This window comes from Bacillus thuringiensis, assembly GCF_022095615.2.
In the GTDB taxonomy this organism is placed as follows: domain Bacteria; phylum Bacillota; class Bacilli; order Bacillales; family Bacillaceae_G; genus Bacillus_A; species Bacillus_A cereus_AG.
Window position 1 is genome coordinate 1,709,003 of record NZ_CP155559.1, and the last position, 22,352, is coordinate 1,731,354.

A 22,352-nucleotide genomic window follows, 5' to 3' on the forward strand; every position below is an offset into this window, starting at 1 on the left:
AAGGTTATATCGAAATAGATAAATGAAAAAGTAACGATGTACTGCAATTTTAGGGGGAAATGAAGTGGGATTAAAAGAGAAAGCAATAGAAATGTCGGAGATTTATAGGAGAAATCCGAAGATCGAAGCTATTATTTTAGCAGGTTCAGTGGCTAGAAAGTTAGAAGATGAACATTCAGATATAGAATTACATATTTTATGGTCAGTACCACCAGAGGATGAGGATCGTAAAGGGCCTATTAATCATATTGGTGGAGCGATTTTGTCATATCATCCTTACGAGGAAGAAGAATGGTCGGAAACATATTTGACAAAAGAGGGAATTAAATTAGAGATTAGTAACTTTTTAACAGAAACAGTAGAGAAAGTTATTTCGGATGTGGTGGATCAATATGATATAAGCTATGAAAAACAATGTATCGTATCATCCGTTCATGACGGTGTTAGTTTGTATGGAGAAGAGAAAGTGAATGAATTAAAAGATAGGGTGGTATCATATCCAGAAGAGCTTGCGGCACAGATGATTTCAGAAAATCTTTGGCTAAGCAATCGCTGGCATAATCGAGAGGCACTTTTAAAACGAAAAGACTGGCTTATGTTATATGATGTTATTTGTGAAGTACAAAGAAATATATTTGGGATCTTATTTGGTTTAAACCGAATGTATGTGCATCACCCGGCGTTTAAATGGATGCCGAATAATGTGGAACGAATGAGTGTGAAGCCTGAAAATTTATATGAGCGTATGGCGAATACGTTAATAGGGAAACCGGAGTATAGTGTACAGGAGTTAGAAGTGTTAATCGAAGAGCTATTACATTTAGTAGAACAACATGCTCCAGAATTACATATTGCTGAACAACAAGAACATATTCAATATGCAAAATAGAAAAGAAGGGATGTAACAATGCGTTACATCCCTTCTTTTTATTTGACTAATTTACCTAGTACGGGTAATCGCTGAATCTTATCACCGAGAATATGTGAAGCAAGTCCGCTTGTTAATACGAATACAAGGTAAACAAGTCCTCCTGCGACGCCACAAATACATACAATAAGCAGTGATTCGATATAAGATTGTCCAGGAATAATCCATTTTAAAATTGCTTTTAATGCAATTACAACAGCAGACATTGCTGCGGAATAAATTGTAATAAGAAGTACTGTTTTTGCCGTTTCGCCAATTTTAAATTTCGCAAACTTAACGATGCAGTACAACATAATAACATTGGAAACGAGGTATCCAAGAATGGTTCCAATTACAGCGCCGTGTCCGCCAAATAAATGTAAGAGCGGTGTATTTACTAAAACTTTAACGAGAATACCGACTGAGAAAGCGATCATCGTTTTTCTTTGATAATCGATTCCTTGTAATATAGCTGCTGAAACTGTGAAAATTGCACTTAATATAGCGGAAGGTGCAAATGAAATTAAATATTGTGATCCACTAAGTGCAATTTCAGGATTTACATAAACCATACGGAATGCATCGTAAGCGATGCTAGCAAGACCGAATGCAGCTGGGATAGTGAAGAATAATAAGACTTGAAATATCTTTGCAATTTGCTCTTGTAATTCTTCTAGTTTCCCGCTTGTATAAGATTTCGTTATAGCCGGAATGATCGTTAACGAGAATCCAGTTGCAAGTGAAGCGGGAATCATAATCAACTTTTGTGCATAGTTCGTTATATAAGCGAACACGGCATTCGCTGTTTCTAAAGGCTCTCCCATCGCTCTAAGGACATCAGCAACAGTATATTGATCTACTAACGTATAGAGCGGAATTGCAATGCCGACAAATACAATTGGGATTGCATATCGAAGTAATTCTATATAAATATTTTTTAATGGGATATTCGAAGCTCTAGATTTTAGTTCTCCTTCGGGAGGCTTTAATCTATTATATTTTTTCCAGTACACCATTAAAATCGAAACGCTAGCAAGCGCTCCGATAACAGCGCCAAACGTAGCAACTGCAACAGAAGAAGCTACGGAACCTCCTAATAGTTTTGAGACGATAAAACTGCCAACTAAAATGAAAACCACCCGCGCAATTTGTTCTACGACTTGAGACACGGCACTTGGTTTCATATGTTGAAAACCTTGGAAATAACCACGTGTAACACTCATAGCTGGTACGATAATAAGTGCGAAACTTAATGCTCGCATCGTAAGTGTTACATCGGCGATAAATTGTGGATCTGGCGTTTTCGAGCGAATAATAAATTGTGATATGTACGGTGCTCCAATAAATAAAGTTAAAAACCCTAAAAAGCCCATAAACAACATTAATTTTACGCTAGAGTTGTATAATTTTTTACTTGTACTATAATCACCGAGCGCATTATGCTTTGCAACAAATTTGGAAACGGCAATAGGAATACCGGCAGTTGAGAAGCTTAATAAAATACCGTACCAAGAATATGCATATCCATATAAAGCGACCCCTTGTGTTCCGACTAATAATTGAAAAGGGAAGAAGTATATAAAACCTAATATACGTGAAATCATTGTTGCACCACTTAATAAAGCAGTACCTTTTAAAACTTTTGAAGTAGACAAAATGCTTTCCTCCTACTCGTGCTGCCTTGCATTCATCGTATACTACTATAAACCTGCTAGAGAAGTTAATACAGTATAAACCATAAATGTTCTAATACTATTCATACAAAAGTCATATTTTGAATTTTTAAATAGAATGTAATACATAAAAATTAAAAATATAAGTTGACACTATTTTTAATGTGTGATAAAAATGATAGTAATCAATTCGGAAAATAATATTTGGGCAATGAAAGGGTATAGTAGTGAATATCTCCCTATTTCAGAGAGCTGATGGTTGGTGTGAATCAGTATATAGATTATTCATGAAGTTCGTCCTGGAGCATCTTTCATAAATCTCACATTATGAGGAAATGAAAGACGGTAGTTTATACCGTTATCAAATAAAGTGGTGAAGATTGTTTCACAACTAGGGTGGTACCGCGATATTTATCGTCCCTACGTATTTACGTAGGGACGTTTTTTATTTAGGTCTTACTTTGTTGTGGCTTCATAACTAGGGTGGTACCGCGATAATTTATCGTCCCTACGTATTTGCGTAGGGGCGTTTTTTATTTAGGTCTTACTTTTGTTGTATCTTCATAACTAGGGTGGTACCGCGATATTTTTGTCGTCCCTACGTATTTGCGTAGGGGCGTTTTTTTATTATTAGGGAGGAAGTGAACGTATTAGAAAAGAGTATGGATAGAACAATATAAATACGGAATTGTAACAAAGAAAAAGAGATAGAGAGGAGATTAATAAATGAATTCACAGCAATGGACATCGAAATTAGGTTTCGTATTAGCTGCAGCAGGTTCAGCGATTGGTCTAGGGGCGATTTGGAAGTTCCCGTATATGGCCGGAATTGGAGGGGGCGGCGCGTTCTTCCTTATTTTCATCGGTTTCACATTATTAATTGGTTTACCGCTATTATTAGCTGAATTTGTTATCGGCAGAAGTACACAAAAAGAGGCCGTTGATGCTTATAGAGAAATCGCACCAAAAACATTATGGCCGTGGTTAGGGAAATTGGGAATTGTAACTTGTTTCATACTACTTTCTTTCTACAGTGTTGTAGGCGGCTGGATTATATTATACTTATGGAATGCAATTACAGGTAGACTATGGGAAGGGAATGGAGCATACGAAGCTACGTTTGGTGAAATCATTTCCAATCCGTATTTAGCAGTTGGATCACAGCTATTATTCATCCTTATTACTATTTTCATCGTAAGTAAAGGTGTACAAAATGGTGTTGAAAAAGTAAATAAATATTTCATGCCAGCATTATTCGTTTTATTCTTTGTTTTAATCGTTCGTGCACTTACGTTAGATGGTGCTGGAGAAGGCGTTCGTTTCTTCTTACAACCTGACTTTTCAAACGTAACATCAGAAGTCATTTTATATGCAATGGGGCAATCGTTCTTCTCGTTATCTGTCGGTGTAGCCGTTATGGTAACGTATAGCTCTTACTTACCGAAAGAAGAAAGCTTACCGCGTTCAGCATTTTCTATCGTTGCCTTAACATTAGTTATTACATTACTTGCAGGACTTGCAATTTTCCCAGTTGTGTTCGCATTTGGAATGGAACCATCACAAGGGCCGGGACTATTATTTATCGTACTGCCAGCTATTTTCAGTAAAATGGCATTCGGGAAATTATTCTTCATCGTTTTCTTATTACTATTCTTCTTTGCGACTATTACATCAGCAATTTCGATGTTAGAAATTAGCGTTGCATCTTTAACTGCAAAAGGTAAAGGGAAACGTGAAAAAATGGCATTAATCGTTGGATTATTAATCTTTGTTGTTGGAGTACCATCAGCATTATCATTTGGTATATTAAGTGATCTGAAGATTTTCGGAAAGACAGTCTTTGATTTAGCAGACTATGCAGTTAGTAACGTATTAATGCCACTTGGTGTTTTATTAGTTTCTATCTTTGTTCCTTTAAAAATGAAGAAAGATGTATTAATGAAAGAGCTGGGTGTAAGTAAAAATAAGGGCTATAAACTGTTCGTGTTATGGTTATTCTTACTTCGCTTTATTGCACCAATCGCGATTATTATCGTATTCTTAAATGTACTTGGGATTATTTAAAAAGAAAGGTAGCGTATCGTTCTATGATACGCTACCTTTTTATTTTGCTCTTTTTTGTAATTCGTTTACTGTTATGAACTGATATCCCTTCTTAGATAATGAGTCTAAAATACTTTCAAAAAGGATGTGGATGCAAGGGGAAGGAATTTATCATATAATAAAATGAAAAAGGTATATTAGGAGGTGTTTATATGGCGATTATAATTCAATTGCCAGACACTGCAACGTCTCATGCAAAGCCAAGTATGGAAATGGCGATACTTTGCGTGAGGTAGATAAGTAATATACAATCGCCTAAATGAGCTCGTATCATTTTTTATATTTGGCTTTGCACCTTATTGAAATGAACCATAAAAAATAAGGGGCGAGCAGAAATGAAATACGTTAAAGCTGCGACGGTTTTACCAGAAAGTTTAATTACTGAAATTCAAAAGTATATACAAGGTGAAACAATTTACATTCCAAAACAAGAAACAAAACGTTATAAATGGGGTACACGATCTGGAGGAAGAAAACAATTAGATGAAAGAAATAAAGCGATTAAAGAAGCGTTTAAAAGTGGGGTTTCTGTTCATCAACTTGCAGAGGAGTATTTTCTTTCCGGAGAAACGATTAAAAAGATAGTGTATTCTAAATGAAGATAAAAGAGTCTAGTTCAAATATTATTTTGAACTAGACTCTTTTTGCTTTGTATGTATCGGATATATTGTGTATGAATGGACAAGATAATAGAAAAAATGTGCCGTTTCTTTACTAGGATATAGAGCATTTGAGTGAAAAGCAGAAAGGTGAGCATATATGAATCATTTAGGACAAATAACGATAGAACTATTTTTTGGTTTTTTTGTGCTATTGATTGCTACTAAAATATTAGGGAAGACACAAATATCTCAGTTAACGCCATTTGATTTTATTTCTGCCATTGTTCTCGGAGAATTAGTTGGAAATACTATATATGATCCGGAAATAAAAATATGGTCTATTTTATATGCAGTACTTGTATGGGTAGTGTTAATCTATTCAATAGAAGTGATAACACAAAAATTTAGAGGGACGAGAAGTTTTTTTGAAGGCTCCCCTTCAATCATTATCCGTAATGGATATATTGATAGGGAACAACTAAGTTCAAATCATTTGGATATTAATCAACTACAACAAATGCTTAGGCAGCAAAAAGACATATTTTCAATCAGAGAAGTTGAATATATGATTTTGGAACCTAATGGAAACATAAGCGTTCTGAAGAAAAGTAAATACGAATCACCCACTATAAATGATTTAAGTTTAAAACATAAGCCTGTATACTTACCGATTTCATTAATTAGTGATGGAAAAGTAGTGAAAGATAATTTGAGAGAAGCTGGCTTTGATGAAGGATGGCTGTATAAACAAATAAAGCAAAAAGGGATTACTAAATTTGAGGATGTATTATATGCAGAATGGAAAACAGACGATGGTTTCTTTTGTCAGGAAATGAAGCGGTAGAACATAATCGAAGTATGTAATATTCGTTTCTAAGTTATCTTTTACATATCAAAAAGCTGAATCTTTGTATACAATAAAACTAGATCAACAATTTGTATGGAGTGATAAAGATGGAAGCTTTTATTAGAAGTGATCAATACAATTTTATAAAATCACAAGCTTATATTTTAGCAAATGGGCATGCAACGGCAAATGATAGAGGTGTAATTCAAGCGTTAAAATCACTTGCGATTGAAAAGATAATACATGTATTTGAGAATTTAACGGATGAACAGAAAGAGTTAATTGATACGGTATTAACAGTTCAAAATAGAGAAGATGCAGAATCGTTTTTAATGAAAATAAATCCGTATGTCATTCCGTTTCAGGAAGTTACAGCGCAAACATTAAAAAAATTATTTCCTAAAGCGAAAAAGTTAAAACTTCCTGATATGGAAGAACTGGATATGAAAGAATTATCTTATTTAAGCTGGATTGATAAAGGGTCAAGCAGGAAATTTATTATAGCGAAAAATGATAAAAATAAGTTTGTTGGTCTGCAAGGTACGTTTCAAAGTTTAAATAAAAAAAGCATTTGTTCATTATGTCATGGGCATGAAGAAGTAGGAATGTTTTTAGTTGAAATTAAAGGTGATGTACCAGGAACTTTCGTTAAAAAGGGAAACTATATTTGCAAAGATGGTGTAGCTTGTAATCAGAATATGAAATCACTTGATAAATTGAACGATTTTATTGAGCGATTGAAGAAATAAAGAAGGAACCTCTAGTATGTGAACTGGAGGTTTTTATTTTTTGAAAAAGTAATTATGGGCTTCTTTTATAGTTGTAGATTTATAAAAAAAGTCATGTCATTTATAATGAAATTTGATAAAAATATCTATTTGGATACAGTTGCTTATATGCAAGGAGGTAGAACATGAATTACGAAGAGATATTAAAAGCGAAACGGTGGCCTAAAGATACGATAACGGCAGGTCGTGGTCATACAGTTGCTCTGAAATCAGATGGAACGGTAGTAGCAGTAGGGCGAAATAAAGAAGGAGAATGTAATGTAAGTAGCTGGTATGATATGGAAGCAGTCGCAGCGGGCAATGTTCATATGGCGACGAACACCGGTAATGCTCATACAATCGCTCTGAAATGTGATAATACTGTGGAAGCGGTGGGATGGAATAAGCATGATCAATGCGATGTTAACGACTGGCATAATGTTGTATCGGTTGCAGCGGGGTGGCGTCGTACTATTGGCCTTAAACCGGATGGCACAGTAATAGCAGTGGGGCGAAATAAAGAAGGAGAATGTAATATAAGTAGCTGGAGAGATATTGTGGCGATCACGGCGGGTGACTGGCATACAGTCGGTCTTAAAATGGACGGCACAGTGACCACTGTGGGGAATAATCGATATGGCCAATGCAATGTAAGTGGATGGCGTGGTATGGTGGAGTTGGCGGCAGGTTATCTTCATACTGTTGGTTTGAAATCGGATGGCAAAGTGATGGCAGTGGGTAATAATAAACTTGGTCAATGCGATGTAAGCAGCTGGAAAGATATTATGGCAATAGCGGCAGGGAGTAATCATACAATCGGACTTAAATCAGACGGTACCGTGGTGGCAGTGGGCAGGAATGAGTATGGTCAATGTAATGTAAGTGATTGGCGCGATATTGTAGCGATAGCGGGTGGTTGTGTGCATACGGTCGGTCTTAAATTAGATGGCACCGTGGTAGCGGTAGGTGACAATACATATGGACAATGCGACGTAAGTAGCTGGCGTAACATCCGATTGCCTAGCAAATAGTTAATTCACAACAAATTACTAGTAATATTATTCTATTTTAGGAGTAATTATAGTAAAGGATATGTAGAAAATAATCAGATTTGCATTTGATGAATAAGAATCTCTTTTCAAAAGGGGTTCTTATTCTTTTTGCGTAAAATGAGTGTCTAAATAGAATTTTTAAACAAGCTTTATTTCAAAGCTACAGTAGAAGAGATAAATAAAGCATAGGAGAGCTGAAGAAATGCTTAAAAAGTTTTTGCTTTCTTTACCGGATGTTTTACTTGTATGCGTTGTTCTCTACATAACATACACAACTACTCTTAGTTTTGGACAGATGTTAGTAATTTCAATTGCAATCGGAATTATTGGTGGTCTTGTTATAAGAATTTGTACGGATGTATTCACGTATATAAGATGGACAATTAAACAGAGGAAATCTTGAATATGTTGTATTGCTATTAGGAGGAGAGGAATTGAATAAGAAAAAGAGTAGAGTGAAAAATGAAATAGCACTTTGGACATTAACAGCGGTTGTTCTCATAATTGTATGGTACTTTTTTCAAAGATAAAAATGCATCGTACTTAAAAGGTACGATGCATTTTTATTATTTTTTTTGCCAATTTTCTTTTATAAAGTCTTCACGGCCAGATTCTTTTTGCTCAGTAGCATATTTCTCTGGATTTTTTTTATAGAAATGTTGATGGTATTCTTCAGCCTCATAAAAAGGTGCAGCCGAGCGAATTTCAGTTACGATTGGCTCTTTAAACATACCGCTTTCTGCAAGAGCTTGTTTTGATTTTTCAGCAAGCTCTTTTTGCGTTTCGTTATGATAAAAAATAGCAGTGCGATAAGAGGGACCACGGTCAAAGAATTGTCCGCCATCATCAGTTGGATCGATTTGTGGCCAATATAAATCTAGTAATTTTTCATATGGAAAAATAGAAGGGTCGAATGTAATTTGTACAACTTCTAAATGACCAGATGTACCAGCTTTTACTTGTTCATATGTTGGGTTTTCTACATGACCACCTGCATAGCCAGAACGTACTTTATAAATGCCAGGAAGTTCATCAAATGGCTTTACCATGCACCAAAAGCAACCGCCTGCGAAGGTTGCGAGTTCGTATGTTTTTTCGGACATTGTTGTAATCCTCCTAAATGTATATGTTTTATATAGTATTATACAAAAATTTTTATTGCGCAATAAAAAAGATTCAAAAATATATGTATTATTGAAAATATTTTCTGAAAACATGTTGACAATGAAAAGAACAACGTCCTATAATACGTTTAACAAATGAAAGTGAATTAAGAATTTTCTAACTTTATATGTTGCATATGCAAAGAAGAGGAAAGTAGATGGTTATGATCGTTTCAGAGAGCTACTCCTAGGCTGTGAGAGTAGTAACAATCGAATCATTGAAGATCACCTCGGAGCATCGCTTGCGAAAGGGAAACTGAGTAGAGGGCGGACGGCATCGTCTCCGGTAAAAGGACGGGGGTCTAATTGGACCTACAAAGCTTATATTTCGCGAGAAGTATAAGGAAGCTGAGTGGTACCGCGAAACTCTCGCCTCAGCAATCAAAGCTACTAAATTGTAGTAGTTGATTGCTGAGGCGAGAGTTTTTATTTTAAAAAATAGAATAAGAGAATGCGTAGAAGAGGAGAGTAAATGATAAAAAATTGTTTCAGAGAGCTGCCCAAAAGCTGTGAGGGTGGTAACAATTTCATCATTGAAGATCACCTTGGAGCATTACTTTTGAAACTAGTAAAAAGTAGCGGAGTTGTTTCCGATAGAAAAACAAAAGTCTAATTGGACTTGCAGAGCTTATATTTTGTGAGAAGTGTAAGGAAGCTGAGTGGTACCACGATTCCCTCGTCTCAGCAATGGATTGCTATAAATATGTAAGTAATCGATTGTTGAGACGAGTATATTTTTAAAATTTATATACTGAATATTCTGTTAAAAATACTCATCTCAGCAATCGATATAGAAATAGATTGCAAAAATAGAGAGAAAAAAGAGGAGCGATGTGAGATGGGAAACCAGTACATTTATATGAATGGGGAATTTGTAGAAAAAGAAAAAGCAGTTGTTTCAGTATATGATCACGGTTTTTTATACGGAGACGGTGTATTTGAAGGGATTCGTAGTTACGGTGGAAATGTATTTTGTTTAAAAGAACATGTAAAACGATTATATGAATCGGCAAAATCGATTTTACTTACGATCCCGCTGACGGTTGACGAAATGGAAGAAGCAGTTTTACAAACATTGCAAAAAAATGAGTATGCTGATGCGTATATTCGGTTAATTGTTTCAAGAGGAAAAGGTGACTTAGGGCTCGATCCGAGAAGTTGTGTGAAACCGAGCGTTATTATCATTGCAGAACAATTAAAGTTATTCCCTCAGGAATTTTACGATAATGGTTTAAGCATTGTATCTGTTGCATCAAGACGTAATACGCCAGATGCATTAGATCCACGCATTAAGTCAATGAACTACTTAAATAACGTACTTGTAAAAATTGAAGCGGCACAAGCAGGGGTGCTAGAGGCCCTTATGTTAAATCAACAAGGATATGTTTGTGAAGGATCTGGAGATAATGTTTTCGTTGTGAAAGATGGAAAAGTGTTAACACCTCCTTCTTATTTAGGAGCGCTAGAAGGTATTACGAGAAATAGTGTTATTGAGCTATGTGAGCGACTTAATATTCGGTGTGAGGAAAGGCCATTTACCCGCCATGATGTATATGTAGCAGATGAAGTATTTTTAACGGGAACGGCAGCAGAATTAATTCCAGTTGTAAAAGTTGATTCAAGAGAAATTGGAGATGGGAAACCAGGAAGTGTAACGAAACAATTGACAGAGGAATTTAAAAAGTTAACGAGAGAAAGAGGAGTACGTGTTCCAGGATTGGTGGAAAGCTTACTGTAGGTAGGGAGAGGAGTTAATTAAAATGGAGCAGCATACAACACGTGAGAAATTACAGTGTGAAGATGTGACAGGTGCCGGACACGTTATTCAATGCTTGAAGAATTTAGGTGTAACGACCGTTTTCGGCTATCCGGGCGGAGCAATTTTGCCAGTGTACGATGCGTTATATGGAAGTGGTTTGAAGCACGTTTTAACTCGTCATGAACAAGCTGCCATTCATGCGGCAGAAGGATATGCGAGAGCTTCTGGAAAGGTCGGGGTAGTCTTTGCTACCTCTGGCCCAGGGGCGACAAATTTAGTTACGGGCTTAGCGGATGCTTATATGGATTCGATTCCTTTAGTTGTTATTACAGGGCAAGTTGCAAAGCCTCTCATCGGAAAAGACGGGTTTCAAGAAGCAGATGTTGTCGGGATTACAGTACCTGTTACGAAGCATAATTATCAAGTTCGTGATGTGAATCATTTATCACGTATTGTACAAGAAGCTTTTTACATCGCCGAAAGCGGGCGACCAGGACCAGTATTAATTGATATTCCAAAAGATGTTCAAAATGAAAAGGTAACAAGTTTTTATAATGAAGTAATTGAGATTCCAGGATACAAAATAGAGCCTATGCCAGACAGTATAAAGCTTAGAGTGGTGGCTAAAGAAATTTCAAAAGCTAAACGCCCACTTCTTTATATTGGAGGAGGTGTCATTCATTCCGGTGGATCTGATGAACTAATCAAATTTGCGAGGGAGAATCGTATTCCTGTCGTTTCCACTTTAATGGGACTTGGTGCATATCCGCCGGGAGATTCATTATTTTTAGGAATGCTCGGCATGCATGGAACGTATGCTGCAAACATGGCAGTAACAGAATGTGATCTACTACTTGCTTTAGGTGTTCGCTTTGATGATCGTGTAACAGGAAAATTAGAGCTCTTTTCTCCGCATTCGAAAAAGGTACATATTGATATAGATTCTTCAGAGTTTCATAAAAATATAACTGTGGAATATCCGGTTGTCGGTGATGTGAAAAAAGCCTTACACAAGCTGTTACATATGCAAATTTGTACACAAACAAAAGAATGGCTTACGAAAATCGAGGAATGGAAAGCAGAATACCCTCTTTCCTACAATCAAAAAGAAAGTGAGTTAAAACCACAGCATGTTATTAGCCTAGTAAGTGAAGTAACGAATGGTGAAGCGATTGTTACGACAGAAGTAGGACAGCATCAAATGTGGGCTGCGCATTTTTATAAAGCGAAAAACCCACGGACTTTTCTAACATCTGGCGGACTAGGAACGATGGGGTTTGGTTTCCCGGCGGCAATTGGTGCTCAGCTTGCAAAAGAAGAAGAACTCGTCATTTGTATTGCAGGCGATGCCTCTTTTCAAATGAACATTCAAGAACTACAAACAATTGCTGAAAATAATATTCCAGTAAAAGTATTTATTATAAATAACAAATTTTTAGGGATGGTAAGGCAATGGCAAGAAATGTTTTATGAAAATCGTTTATCAGAATCAAAAATCGGCTCGCCAGATTTTGTGAAGGTGGCAGAAGCTTATGGAGTGAAGGGATTAAGAGCGACGAATTCAACCGAGGCCAAACAAGTGATGTTAGAAGCCATTGCTCATGAAGGTCCTGTCGTAGTTGATTTTTGTGTAGAAGAAGGTGAAAACGTATTTCCGATGGTTCCGCCAAACAAAGGGAATAACGAAATGATTATGAAGAGGTGGGAAGAATGAGTCATACTTTTTCACTCGTTATTCATAACGAGCCAAGCGTCTTATTACGTATAAGTGGAATCTTTGCTCGGCGTGGTTATTATATTTCTTCTTTACATTTAAACGAGAGAGATACTAGTGGTGTTTCCGAAATGAAACTCACAGCAGTTTGTACTGAAAATGAAGCGACATTACTTGTTGGTCAATTGAAAAAATTAATTGATGTACTGCAAGTAAATAAATTATAAGGAGTGTATGGAATATGAAAACGTATTATGAGAAAGATGCAAATTTAGAGTTATTACAAGGGAAAACAGTTGCGGTAATTGGTTATGGATCTCAAGGTCATGCGCAGGCACAAAATTTACGTGATTCTGGTGTGGAAGTTGTAGTTGGTGTTAGGCAGGGTAAGTCTTTTGAAGTAGCAAAAGCAGATGGATTTGAAGTAATGTCTGTTTCAGAAGCGGTTCGAACCGCGCAAGTTGTACAAATGTTATTGCCAGATGAACAGCAAGCACATGTGTATAAAGCAGAAGTAGAAGAGAATCTCCGTGAAGGGCAAACGCTACTTTTCTCACATGGATTTAATATTCACTTCGGACAAATTAATCCGCCAAGTTATATAGATGTAGCGATGGTTGCACCAAAAAGTCCAGGTCATCTCGTTCGCCGTGTATTCCAAGAAGGAAATGGTGTTCCGGCATTAGTCGCAGTACATCAAGATGCTACGGGCACGGCATTAAGTGTAGCGCTTGCGTATGCAAAAGGTGTAGGTTGTACACGTGCAGGTGTAATTGAAACGACATTCCAAGAAGAAACGGAGACAGATTTATTCGGGGAGCAAGCAGTACTTTGCGGCGGGGTAACTGCACTTGTGAAAGCTGGATTTGAAACATTAACAGAAGGTGGATATCGTCCTGAAATTGCATACTTTGAATGTTTACATGAATTAAAGTTAATTGTTGATTTAATGTACGAAGGTGGTTTAACGAACATGCGCCATTCTATTTCAGATACGGCTGAGTTCGGAGATTATGTAACAGGATCGAGAATTGTTACAGATGAAACGAAGAAAGAAATGAAACGAGTACTTACAGAAATTCAGCAAGGTGAATTTGCGAAGAAATGGATTTTAGAAAATCAAGCTGGGCGTCCAACGTATAATGCGATGAAAAAAGCAGAGCAAAATCATCAGTTAGAAAAAGTAGGAGCAGAGCTTCGTGAAATGATGAGCTGGATTCATGCACCGAAAGAATTAGTAAAGAAATAGAGTAAGTGATTGTAAGTGAAAAATACGTAAGAGGGGATTTGACAAGATGAGAAGTGACATGATTAAAAAAGGTTTTGATAAAGCGCCGCACCGTAGTTTATTAAAAGCAACTGGTTTGAAAGATGAAGATTTTGATAAACCGTTTATAGCTATCTGTAATTCTTTTATTGAAATTATTCCAGGCCATAAGCACTTAAATGAGTTTGGGAAACTTGTTAAAGAAGCAGTGCGTGCAGCAGGTATGGTTCCATTTGAATTTAATACAATTGGAGTAGATGACGGTATTGCGATGGGGCATATCGGTATGCGTTATTCGCTTCCGAGTCGTGAAATCATTGCAGATTCAGTAGAAACGGTTGTAAATGCGCATTGGTTTGATGGCATGATTTGTATTCCAAACTGTGACAAAATCACACCTGGTATGATGATGGCTGCACTTCGTATTAACATTCCAACTGTATTTGTTTCAGGTGGTCCGATGGCGGCTGGAAAAACATCTAAAGGAGATGTTGTCGATTTAAGTTCTGTTTTCGAAGGGGTAGGAGCTTACCAATCTGGTAAAATTTCAGAAGAAGAATTAAAGGATATTGAAGATCATGGCTGTCCATCTTGTGGTTCTTGTTCCGGTATGTTTACAGCGAACTCTATGAACTGTTTATGTGAAGTTTTAGGTTTAGCTCTGCCTGGTAACGGAAGTATTTTAGCCATCGACCCAAGACGTGAGGAATTAATTAAACAAGCAGCAGAAAAATTAAAGATTTTAATTGAAAAAGATATTAAACCAAGAGACATCGTAACGGAAGAAGCAATTGATGATGCGTTCGCGCTTGATATGGCGATGGGCGGTTCAACAAATACAGTGTTGCACACATTGGCGCTCGCGCAAGAGGCTGGATTAGATTACGATATGAACCGTATTGATGCCGTTTCAAGACGTGTACCACATTTATGTAAAGTAAGCCCTGCTTCCAATTGGCATATGGAAGATATTGATCGTGCAGGCGGGATTAGTGCAATTTTGAAAGAGATGAGTCGAAAAGAAGGGGTGCTTCATTTAGACCGTATTACTGCTACTGGGCAAACATTAAGAGAAAATATTGCTCATGCAGAGATTAAAGATAAGGAAGTTATTCATTCTCTCGAAAACCCTCATAGTGAAGAAGGGGGATTACGTATATTAAAAGGAAACCTTGCGAAGGATGGGGCAGTTATTAAAAGCGGGGCAACTGAAGTAAAACGATTTGAAGGACCTTGCGTTATTTTTAATTCACAAGATGAGGCGCTTGCAGGCATTATGCTTGGGAAGGTTAAGAAAGGGGATGTAGTTGTTATTCGCTATGAAGGACCAAGAGGTGGTCCAGGTATGCCGGAGATGTTAGCACCAACCTCAGCGATTGCTGGTATGGGATTAGGTGCAGATGTTGCGCTATTAACGGATGGACGTTTCTCTGGTGCTTCACGAGGTATTTCAGTAGGGCATATTTCACCAGAAGCAGCTGCGGGCGGAACGATTGCACTTCTTAAACAAGGGGATATCGTTTGTATCGATGTTGAGGAGAGATTATTAGAAGTAAGAGTTAGTGATGAAGAATTAAATCAGCGTAAAAAAGAATGGAAACGACCAGAACCGAAAGTGAAAACTGGCTGGCTTGGGCGTTATGCACAAATGGTAACATCGGCGAATACAGGTGCAGTCCTAAAAATCCCGAATTTCGATTGAGCCAATTTAAAAGAGATAAGGATGATATGAAATGGTGCAGAAGGTAAAGGAGAGAGTGAAAATTGAAGATATCTTAATGGCTCATAATTGCATGAAAGATATCGTTATTAAAACACCGTTACAACGTGATACAGTTTTATCTGAGAAATATGATTGTGACGTTTATGTAAAAAGAGAAGACTTACAATTAATTCGCTCTTTCAAAATTCGTGGCGCATACAATTTAATTCAAAGTTTATCGAAAGAACAATTACAAAACGGCGTTGTTTGTGCAAGTGCTGGCAATCATGCACAAGGAGTGGCTTATACGTGTAATTTATTGAAGATTCCGTCAAAAATTTTCATGCCAACAACGACACCTAAACAAAAAGTATCGCAAGTACAGTTTTTCGGTGGTGATTTTGCGGGAATTGTATTAGTTGGTGATACATTTGATAGCTCGTTCCAAGAAGCACAGCGCTATTGTGAGGAAAATAGAATGACGTTCGTTCATCCGTTTGATGATCTGTATGTTATTGCTGGTCAAGGAACAGTGGCAGTTGAAATTATGCATGATATGGATAAACCAGTTGATTATATCTTTACAGCAATCGGCGGTGGTGGATTAGCATCAGGTGTTGGTACATATGTAAAAGGTGTTAGTCCTGCTACAAAGGTCATTGGTGTAGAGCCAATGGGAGCTGCATCTATGAAAGAGGCTTTTCTTCAAAATGAAAATGTCGCATTGGAGAAAATAGATAGTTTTGTTGATGGGGCAGCTGTTAAAAAGGTAGGAAAGTTAACGTTTGAAACTTGTAAAGATGTAATTGATGACATTGTTTTAGTACCAGAGGGAAAGGTTTGTACAACGATTTTAGAACTGTATAAGAAAAATGCAATTGTAGCTGAGCCCGCTGGTGCACTATCTATTGCAGCGCTTGATTTATACAGAGATGAAATAAAAGGAAAAACAGTTGTGTGTACATTAAGTGGTGGGAACAATGATATTGATAGAATGCAAGAAATGAAAGAACGTTCTCTCATTTACGAAGGATTAAAGCATTATTTCATCATTGAATTCCCGCAGCGTTCAGGTGCGTTAAGAGAATTTCTGGATAAAGGATTAGGGCCAGAAGATGATATTACGCGCTTTGAATACATTAAGAAACATAATAAAGAAAATGGTCCAGCGTTAGTCGGAGTAGAATTAAAACATAAAGAGGATTATGAGCAATTAATTACTCGTTTTAAAGAAAATAATATTCAATTTATGGAGCTTAATAAAAATCCTGTTTTGTTTGATTTGCTTATTTAATAGAAGGAAAGAGTTAACATACAGTTGTAATTGAAATAAAAAAGATAGATACAAGTAGCAGAAAAGCTACTTGTATCTATCTTTTTATAGTTAAACTAAATATTTTCCATATTCAAGAAGGATAAAGCTAGTTAACCAAAAGAATATCGCAATACGAATAATTACATACATAGTAAATTCAAAGGTAGTAAGCTTTCGTTCACGTTTTATTTTTTTTAGAAGTCTAACAGAAAAAAATGAACATAAAAGTAGAACGGCTATAGATATTTTATAAATATTCACTAACAAACTTACATTTTCTAATAAGTCTTTCAGCATGTTCATCACCTATTCTGTAAAGTATGTTACAGAGAAATAAATCTTACGTTGTCTAGTTTCGTTTGTTTTTTATGTTCCCTGTATCATCAATTTCTACGTCAGTTGAAATTGTTTGTAAATATTGTAGAGCTTTTTTCTTTTCCTCCTCATTTACAGGGGAGATTTGGTTGTTGCGAATGATGTAAGGATTGAATGACATTTGGACATCCTTTCCTTTAAAAGTTAAAGTTAATACGCCAGTTTCGGCGCTTTTCCCGCTCACATAACTTGGGAATAAAAAGTTTCCTAATGAGTAAGCGATAGGAACTTTATTATAATACTCAAATCCTTGAAGCCAATGTGGATGACTTCCGACAATTGCGTCAGCTCCTGCTTCAACCATTTTAGGGACATATTGTTTTTGGTATTCTACCGGACGATTTGATTTTTCAACGCCCCAATGCATATAGACAATTAAATAGTCTGCATCTTGCTTTTGCTCTTTAATTGTTTTTGTTACAAGATTTAAATCATATCCGTTCGCAACACCAGGTTTATTGTCACCAGCTACCCAATTCGTATCAGGCATAAATCGAACGAAGGAAAGAAATTTGAACTTTTTCCCTTTTACGGTCATTTCACGTGCTGTATATGCATCTTTTGCATTTTTTCCGGCTCCAATGTAAGGGAACTTTAATTTTTCTACGTGAGAAATCGTGTCTAATAATCCATCTTGCCCATAATCAAGTGTATGGTTATTTCCGATATTTACGATGTCATATCCAGTGTTTTTTATCGCTTGTAGTGTGGATGGATCACTTTTAATCCAAAAAAGTTGTCCAGGAGCTTTCTTTTCTCTCGTTGTAAATGCTGACTCTAAATTAACGAAAGAAATATCAGCTTTTGTTATTTCTTCTTTTACATGCTGGAATGGATAATCGGCCCCGTTTTTTTCGATTACAGGACGTAATTGCCAATCGAACATTGTATCACCAGAGAAGGTGAGTGTGATTTCCGGGTCTTCTATTTTCTTTTCACTTGTTGAAGCGGTTTTATTAGATTTGTTTTGCAAATCGGATTTGTCTTTCGCTTTTGAAATAAAAGAGTAGTTAACTAATAAAACAATTGGTGTAATGCAAAAGGCTATTAACAGAAATCGTTTTAGTAAAGTTTTCATAAATACCTTCCCTTTTGAGTTTATACCGCAATTTGTAGGCAGTAAAACCCGCGCTAGTTAAAGTTTCACTTTATGTATAACTACAAAAAATTGCGGTTTATGTTGTGAAAAACATTTGTTAATATTCTCAATATTAAGTTAACATATAGATAACCTGTAAATCAATGAATAAACCAAAATATAGAAATAAAGAATTCGAAGGGTGAAGAATGAGAAATGGTTATATTAGGAGCAGTTGTAAATGGGATTTGTATTATATTTGGTACTTTACTAGGTAAATTATTTAGTAGAATTCCAGAAAGTATGAAGGGAACCATAATGCATGCAATCGGTTTAGCGGTTACTGTGCTTGGACTTCAAATGGCATTGAAAAGTGAAAATTTCCTTGTTGTCATACTAAGTCTTGTAATTGGTACCGTCATCGGGGAATGGCTACAATTAGAGGGAAAGTTAAAACTGTTAGGAGATTGGCTAGAAAATAAAGTTGGATCGAAAGGGAAAGGAAGCATATCAGAAGGTTTTGTAACAGCTACTTTAATTTTTGCAATTGGTGCGATGGGGATACTTGGTGCACTCGACAGCGGGATTCGCGGAAATCATGATATTTTATTTACAAAGGCGATTATCGATGGATTTATTTCTATTATATTAACGACAACTTTAGGAATTGGTGTAGTGTTTTCGGCAATTCCAGTTATTTTATACGAAGGAGGTATTGCGGTTTTTGCAACACAAATTAATAGTGTTGTCCCGAAAGCATTAATGAATCAATTTATAGTGGAAATGACAGCTACAGGTGGTATTATGATAGCCGCTATTGGCTTGAACTTACTTGGTGTTATTAAAATTAAGGTGGCAAATTTGCTACCAGGTATATTGGTAGTTGGTATAATTGTTTCACTTATTTATGGTTACGGTTTACTAGTAAAGTAGTAGGGGATGAAGGTACATATGGAGGAATTTCAATTTACAAAACGTGTTCATAACATATTGAAGATTACAGCAGAAGAGGCGGAAAATAATATTATTCAACCAGTTCATTTATTTATCGGTATGTGTAAAGAAGGCACTGGGGTTTGCAGCGAGTTGTATATGTATTTGTTTCGTAACGTGGGTACGGATTTTTTAGAAAAACTTTCGATACGAAAACAATATGATTCACCGGATCAAGAGTATAAAAAAATAGGACAATATAAGGTATCTTATAAGGTGCTAGAAATTTTACAAATAGCGAAGAAACGTATGGAACGTTTCCAGCAAGTAATAATAAATGAAGGACATGTTATAGATGCACTATTTCGCGCGGATACGTTTATTGGAAATGCACAAATACAAAAAGATATATTACGTATTCTAGCTGATCCAAGAGATTTAGCGGTCGATCTAAAATGTTTTGATCCTACTTATAATGATTTAATTTGTACTGTTAGAAAGGCTAACCCTTCTGATTTTGAAAAATTAGCAAGTTTTGTTAATGAGGAATTTGGTGAACGTTGGTTACATTCAATAGAGTATGGATTTTGTACATATAAAGAAAATGTACCTATTTATATAGCAGAACAAGAAGAAGTGATAGTAGGTTTCGCTTGTTACGATGTAGTGAGAGGGAAGAAAGGATTGTTTGCTCCAATGGGCACAGCGAAGCAAAATCGTGTGAAAGGTGTAGGGAAGGAATTGTTACATCGTTGTTTACATAGTATGAAGCAAGATGGATATGAATATGCAATTATTGGACAAGCAGGTCCGATTGAGTTTTATGAAAGAAATTGTGATGCGCGTTTAATACCGTTAGAGAATAAGTAACCAACTCCATATAGGGGAGTTGGTTTTTTTATGAAAATAATGTAGAGATGTAGTGATTTTTACTAGAAAATAGCGGGTAATGTAGCAAGTTTTACAAATAAAGCAAATTACTAAACTTTTTACATAAAAGGGTGTAGAATGGGTATCTAAAGAAAGAAGGTGTGAAAATGGCCAGCTGGAAACGAAATTTGATAATTTGTTGGCTAGGTTGTTTTACCACTGCAGCCGGTATGAGTTTAGTAATTCCTTTTTTATCTTTTTATATTGAGGAATTAGGAGTAACTGGCACTTCAAGTATTGCACAGTGGTCGGGACTTGCATTTGGTATAACATTTTTAATGGGTGCGATCGTATCACCAATATGGGGGAAACTTGGTGATATACATGGACGGAAATTGATGCTTATTCGTGCGAGCCTTGGTATGGCGATTATTATGACGCTTATGGGATTTGTAACGGATGTGTATCAACTAGTCGCACTAAGATTTTTGATGGGAGCAGTATCTGGTTTCCTTTCAACAGCGATGACATTTATTGCAGCAGAAACTCCGAAAGAGCATTCAGGTTGGGCAATTTCTACAATTTCAACTGGTGGAGTGAGCGGTTCTTTACTCGGCCCATTACTTGGAGGATATTTGTCTGAGTTAATTGGAATGCGCCATGTTTTTCTTGTTACAGGAGCTTTTTTATTCCTTTCTTTTCTCATCGTTTTTTTCTTTCTACATGAAGAAAATCACTCCGCTCAAGCAAAAAAAGTACAACCGAAAAAAGTATGGACGATGGTTCCAGCAAAGCATTTAATTATTAGTTTATTTGTAACAACATTTATTATTCAACTTGCGAACATGTCAATTCAACCTATTATTACATTGTATGTAAAGAATTTAGAAGGCCAAGGAACAGCTCATATTGAAATGATTGCAGGCGCAGTTATGTCAGCGACAGGGTTAGCGGTTATTTTGGCAGCACCAAGACTAGGAAGATTATCAGATCAAATCGGTCCTCAAAAAACGTTAGTTGTGGCGTTGTTTGCTGCAGGAATTATTTTTATTCCGCAAGCATTTGTAACCTCAGCTTGGCAACTATTAATTCTTCGCTTTTTATTAGGTATTGCACAAGCAGGACTATTACCTTCCGTACAAACTCTACTAAAACAACATACACCAACCCCTGTTACAGGAAGAATATTTGGGTATAATCAATCGTTTCAGTTTTTAGGAAATATGATTGGACCAGTACTTGGTGGACAAATTGCAGCACATGCAGGCTTCCAATATGTTTTCTTCTCTACATCAACATTATTATTTATTGCGTGCATTTGGGTTTATTTTCACAATAAGAACGAAGAGGTATCAGAGAAACGGCATTTGGAAGTTAGTTAACTAAGTGAATTTTAAAGAAAAAGGATGAAGCAATCGTTGCTTCATCCTTTTTCTTTAAAATTGGAGACAAAGATAACTTAATGTACCAAGCTCGTAACTGCGGTGAATGACTTCACCGTTATTTTCGCCACTTCCCATAGCGATAAATAAAGGAACGAAATGCTCTGCTCTTGGCACTGCTAATTGTGCATGAGGGGCTTTGTTCTCCCAATTAAATAATGCATCTTTATCAGTAGTCTGCATATGTTTAATAATCCAATCATCAAATTCAATTGCCCATTGTTCGGGTGTCGTTTGATTCCATTTCAAAGCTCGTAAGTTATGAACGGTAACACCGCTCCCGATTACTAAAATATCTTCTTGACCAAGTCCTTTTAGTGCTTCTCCAATCTTAAATTGCTCTTTTGCAGGTAAGAATGGATTGACTGATATTTGGACAACAGGAATATTTGCTTCTGGATACATGCGATGCAGAAGAGTCCATGAGCCATGATCTAACCCTCTCGTCATATTATGATGGACTGGAATACCTTTGTTTTTAAATTTTTTTTCTAACATGGATGCAATGTTAGAAGAGCCTTTCGCACGATATTTGATTTCGTATAACTCAGGAGGAAAACCTCCAAAATCATAAATTGTTTCATATTCGTTATCTGATGAAGAAATCGTTAATACTTCGCTTTCCCAGTGAGCGGTGAAAATAACAATTGCTTTCGGTTTGTATGTTTCTCCGAGTGTTTTTAAAAAACTTGTATATTCTGTATCTTGAATAGCGAGCATCGGTGACCCGTGTGCTAAAAATAATGATGGCATCATAATAGAAACCTCCTAAAAACATAATAA

At 36.3% G+C, this 22,352-nt stretch carries 21 protein-coding genes, 1 pseudogene and 2 other annotated features; of the genes and pseudogenes, 16 read left to right on the plus strand and 6 right to left on the minus strand.

Annotated features, from left to right (window positions below):
* Positions 1-64 precede the first annotated feature (64 nt).
* Positions 65-889, plus strand: coding sequence for a DUF4037 domain-containing protein (locus KZZ19_RS08885; protein ID WP_237981417.1), 825 nt, complete (start codon positions 65-67; stop codon positions 887-889).
* 38 nt (positions 890-927) lie between these two features.
* Here the strand turns inward: KZZ19_RS08885 and KZZ19_RS08890 are convergent, their stop codons facing one another.
* Positions 928-2,562: a putative polysaccharide biosynthesis protein gene (locus KZZ19_RS08890; RefSeq protein ID WP_237981416.1), complete on the minus strand. Its 1,635-nt coding sequence runs from the start codon at positions 2,560-2,562 to the stop codon at positions 928-930.
* Positions 2,563-2,782: 220 nt separating this feature from the next.
* Positions 2,783-3,005, plus strand: a binding site (T-box leader).
* 301 nt (positions 3,006-3,306) lie between these two features.
* On the opposite strand from KZZ19_RS08890, the gene KZZ19_RS08895 reads away from it, so the two are divergent.
* Positions 3,307-4,644 carry a sodium-dependent transporter gene (locus KZZ19_RS08895; protein ID WP_098887614.1) on the plus strand — a complete coding sequence of 446 codons (1,338 nt, stop codon included), beginning with the start codon at positions 3,307-3,309 and terminating at the stop codon, positions 4,642-4,644.
* 39 nt (positions 4,645-4,683) lie between these two features.
* Here KZZ19_RS08895 and KZZ19_RS08900 read toward each other — a convergent pair.
* Positions 4,684-4,761, minus strand: a pseudogene (locus KZZ19_RS08900) (polysaccharide deacetylase family protein); the annotation flags it as partial.
* Positions 4,762-5,018: 257 nt separating this feature from the next.
* Here KZZ19_RS08900 and KZZ19_RS08905 point away from each other — a divergent pair.
* The 5 genes from KZZ19_RS08905 (at position 5,019) to KZZ19_RS08925 (ending at position 8,354) form a co-directional block, all read left to right on the plus strand.
* Positions 5,019-5,282, plus strand: a complete 264-nt coding sequence (locus KZZ19_RS08905) for a CD3324 family protein (protein WP_088095973.1) — start codon at positions 5,019-5,021, stop codon at positions 5,280-5,282.
* 160 nt (positions 5,283-5,442) lie between these two features.
* Positions 5,443-6,129, plus strand: coding sequence for a DUF421 domain-containing protein (locus KZZ19_RS08910; RefSeq protein WP_088095974.1), 687 nt, complete (start codon positions 5,443-5,445; stop codon positions 6,127-6,129).
* 110 nt (positions 6,130-6,239) lie between these two features.
* The gene (locus KZZ19_RS08915; protein WP_000387067.1) at positions 6,240-6,881 is read left to right on the plus strand and encodes a FusB/FusC family EF-G-binding protein; all 642 of its coding nucleotides are present in this window, start codon (positions 6,240-6,242) and stop codon (positions 6,879-6,881) included.
* 164 nt (positions 6,882-7,045) lie between these two features.
* Complete coding sequence (locus KZZ19_RS08920) at positions 7,046-7,930, plus strand: RCC1 domain-containing protein (protein WP_237981415.1); 885 nt, start codon at positions 7,046-7,048, stop codon at positions 7,928-7,930.
* Positions 7,931-8,153: 223 nt separating this feature from the next.
* Complete coding sequence (locus tag KZZ19_RS08925) at positions 8,154-8,354, plus strand: hypothetical protein (protein WP_046959071.1); 201 nt, start codon at positions 8,154-8,156, stop codon at positions 8,352-8,354.
* Between the two features lie 163 nt (positions 8,355-8,517).
* Here the strand turns inward: KZZ19_RS08925 and msrA are convergent, their stop codons facing one another.
* Positions 8,518-9,054 (minus strand): peptide-methionine (S)-S-oxide reductase MsrA, encoded by a 537-nt coding sequence (msrA, locus tag KZZ19_RS08930; RefSeq protein WP_237981414.1) that lies wholly within the window; start codon positions 9,052-9,054, stop codon positions 8,518-8,520.
* 507 nt (positions 9,055-9,561) lie between these two features.
* Positions 9,562-9,801 (plus strand) — a binding site (T-box leader).
* A 151-nt stretch (positions 9,802-9,952) separates the two neighbouring features.
* On the opposite strand from msrA, the gene ilvE reads away from it, so the two are divergent.
* From ilvE to ilvA, 6 genes are read left to right on the plus strand one after another with little or no spacing between them, the layout of a single operon-like run.
* The gene (gene ilvE / locus KZZ19_RS08935; RefSeq protein ID WP_237981413.1) at positions 9,953-10,852 is read left to right on the plus strand and encodes a branched-chain-amino-acid transaminase; all 900 of its coding nucleotides are present in this window, start codon (positions 9,953-9,955) and stop codon (positions 10,850-10,852) included.
* Between the two features lie 22 nt (positions 10,853-10,874).
* Positions 10,875-12,587 carry an acetolactate synthase large subunit gene (ilvB, locus tag KZZ19_RS08940; protein WP_237981412.1) on the plus strand — a complete coding sequence of 571 codons (1,713 nt, stop codon included), beginning with the start codon at positions 10,875-10,877 and terminating at the stop codon, positions 12,585-12,587.
* Entirely contained in the window at positions 12,584-12,814 is a 231-nt protein-coding gene (locus tag KZZ19_RS08945) for an ACT domain-containing protein (protein WP_000019914.1), read from the plus strand. Before ilvB ends, KZZ19_RS08945 begins: the two co-directional genes overlap by 4 nt.
* Before the next feature lie 14 nt (positions 12,815-12,828).
* A complete protein-coding gene (gene ilvC / locus KZZ19_RS08950) occupies positions 12,829-13,836 on the plus strand; it encodes a ketol-acid reductoisomerase (RefSeq protein ID WP_237981411.1) in 1,008 nt (335 codons plus the stop codon).
* A 46-nt stretch (positions 13,837-13,882) separates the two neighbouring features.
* Entirely contained in the window at positions 13,883-15,556 is a 1,674-nt protein-coding gene (gene ilvD / locus KZZ19_RS08955; RefSeq protein WP_001255794.1) for a dihydroxy-acid dehydratase, read from the plus strand.
* 31 nt (positions 15,557-15,587) lie between these two features.
* Positions 15,588-16,850: a threonine ammonia-lyase IlvA gene (ilvA, locus tag KZZ19_RS08960; RefSeq protein WP_237981410.1), complete on the plus strand. Its 1,263-nt coding sequence runs from the start codon at positions 15,588-15,590 to the stop codon at positions 16,848-16,850.
* Positions 16,851-16,940: 90 nt separating this feature from the next.
* Here ilvA and KZZ19_RS08965 read toward each other — a convergent pair whose 3' ends face one another.
* Both KZZ19_RS08965 and KZZ19_RS08970 read right to left on the minus strand, forming a co-directional pair.
* Positions 16,941-17,168: a hypothetical protein gene (locus KZZ19_RS08965; RefSeq protein WP_098343018.1), complete on the minus strand. Its 228-nt coding sequence runs from the start codon at positions 17,166-17,168 to the stop codon at positions 16,941-16,943.
* A gap of 52 nt (positions 17,169-17,220) precedes the next feature.
* A complete protein-coding gene (locus KZZ19_RS08970; RefSeq protein WP_237981409.1) occupies positions 17,221-18,324 on the minus strand; it encodes a CapA family protein in 1,104 nt (367 codons plus the stop codon).
* Positions 18,325-18,540: 216 nt separating this feature from the next.
* Here KZZ19_RS08970 and KZZ19_RS08975 point away from each other — a divergent pair, with 216 nt between their 5' ends.
* The 3 genes from KZZ19_RS08975 to KZZ19_RS08985 all read left to right on the plus strand — a co-directional run bounded on the left by KZZ19_RS08975 (position 18,541) and on the right by KZZ19_RS08985 (position 21,509).
* Positions 18,541-19,257, plus strand: coding sequence for a DUF554 domain-containing protein (locus tag KZZ19_RS08975; RefSeq protein ID WP_237981408.1), 717 nt, complete (start codon positions 18,541-18,543; stop codon positions 19,255-19,257).
* Positions 19,258-19,275: 18 nt separating this feature from the next.
* Positions 19,276-20,127: a GNAT family N-acetyltransferase gene (locus KZZ19_RS08980; protein ID WP_237981407.1), complete on the plus strand. Its 852-nt coding sequence runs from the start codon at positions 19,276-19,278 to the stop codon at positions 20,125-20,127.
* A 167-nt stretch (positions 20,128-20,294) separates the two neighbouring features.
* Positions 20,295-21,509 (plus strand): multidrug efflux MFS transporter, encoded by a 1,215-nt coding sequence (locus tag KZZ19_RS08985; RefSeq protein ID WP_237981406.1) that lies wholly within the window; start codon positions 20,295-20,297, stop codon positions 21,507-21,509.
* 54 nt (positions 21,510-21,563) lie between these two features.
* Here KZZ19_RS08985 and KZZ19_RS08990 read toward each other — a convergent pair whose 3' ends face one another.
* Positions 21,564-22,325: a DODA-type extradiol aromatic ring-opening family dioxygenase gene (locus KZZ19_RS08990; RefSeq protein WP_237981405.1), complete on the minus strand. Its 762-nt coding sequence runs from the start codon at positions 22,323-22,325 to the stop codon at positions 21,564-21,566.
* Positions 22,326-22,352 lie beyond the last annotated feature (27 nt).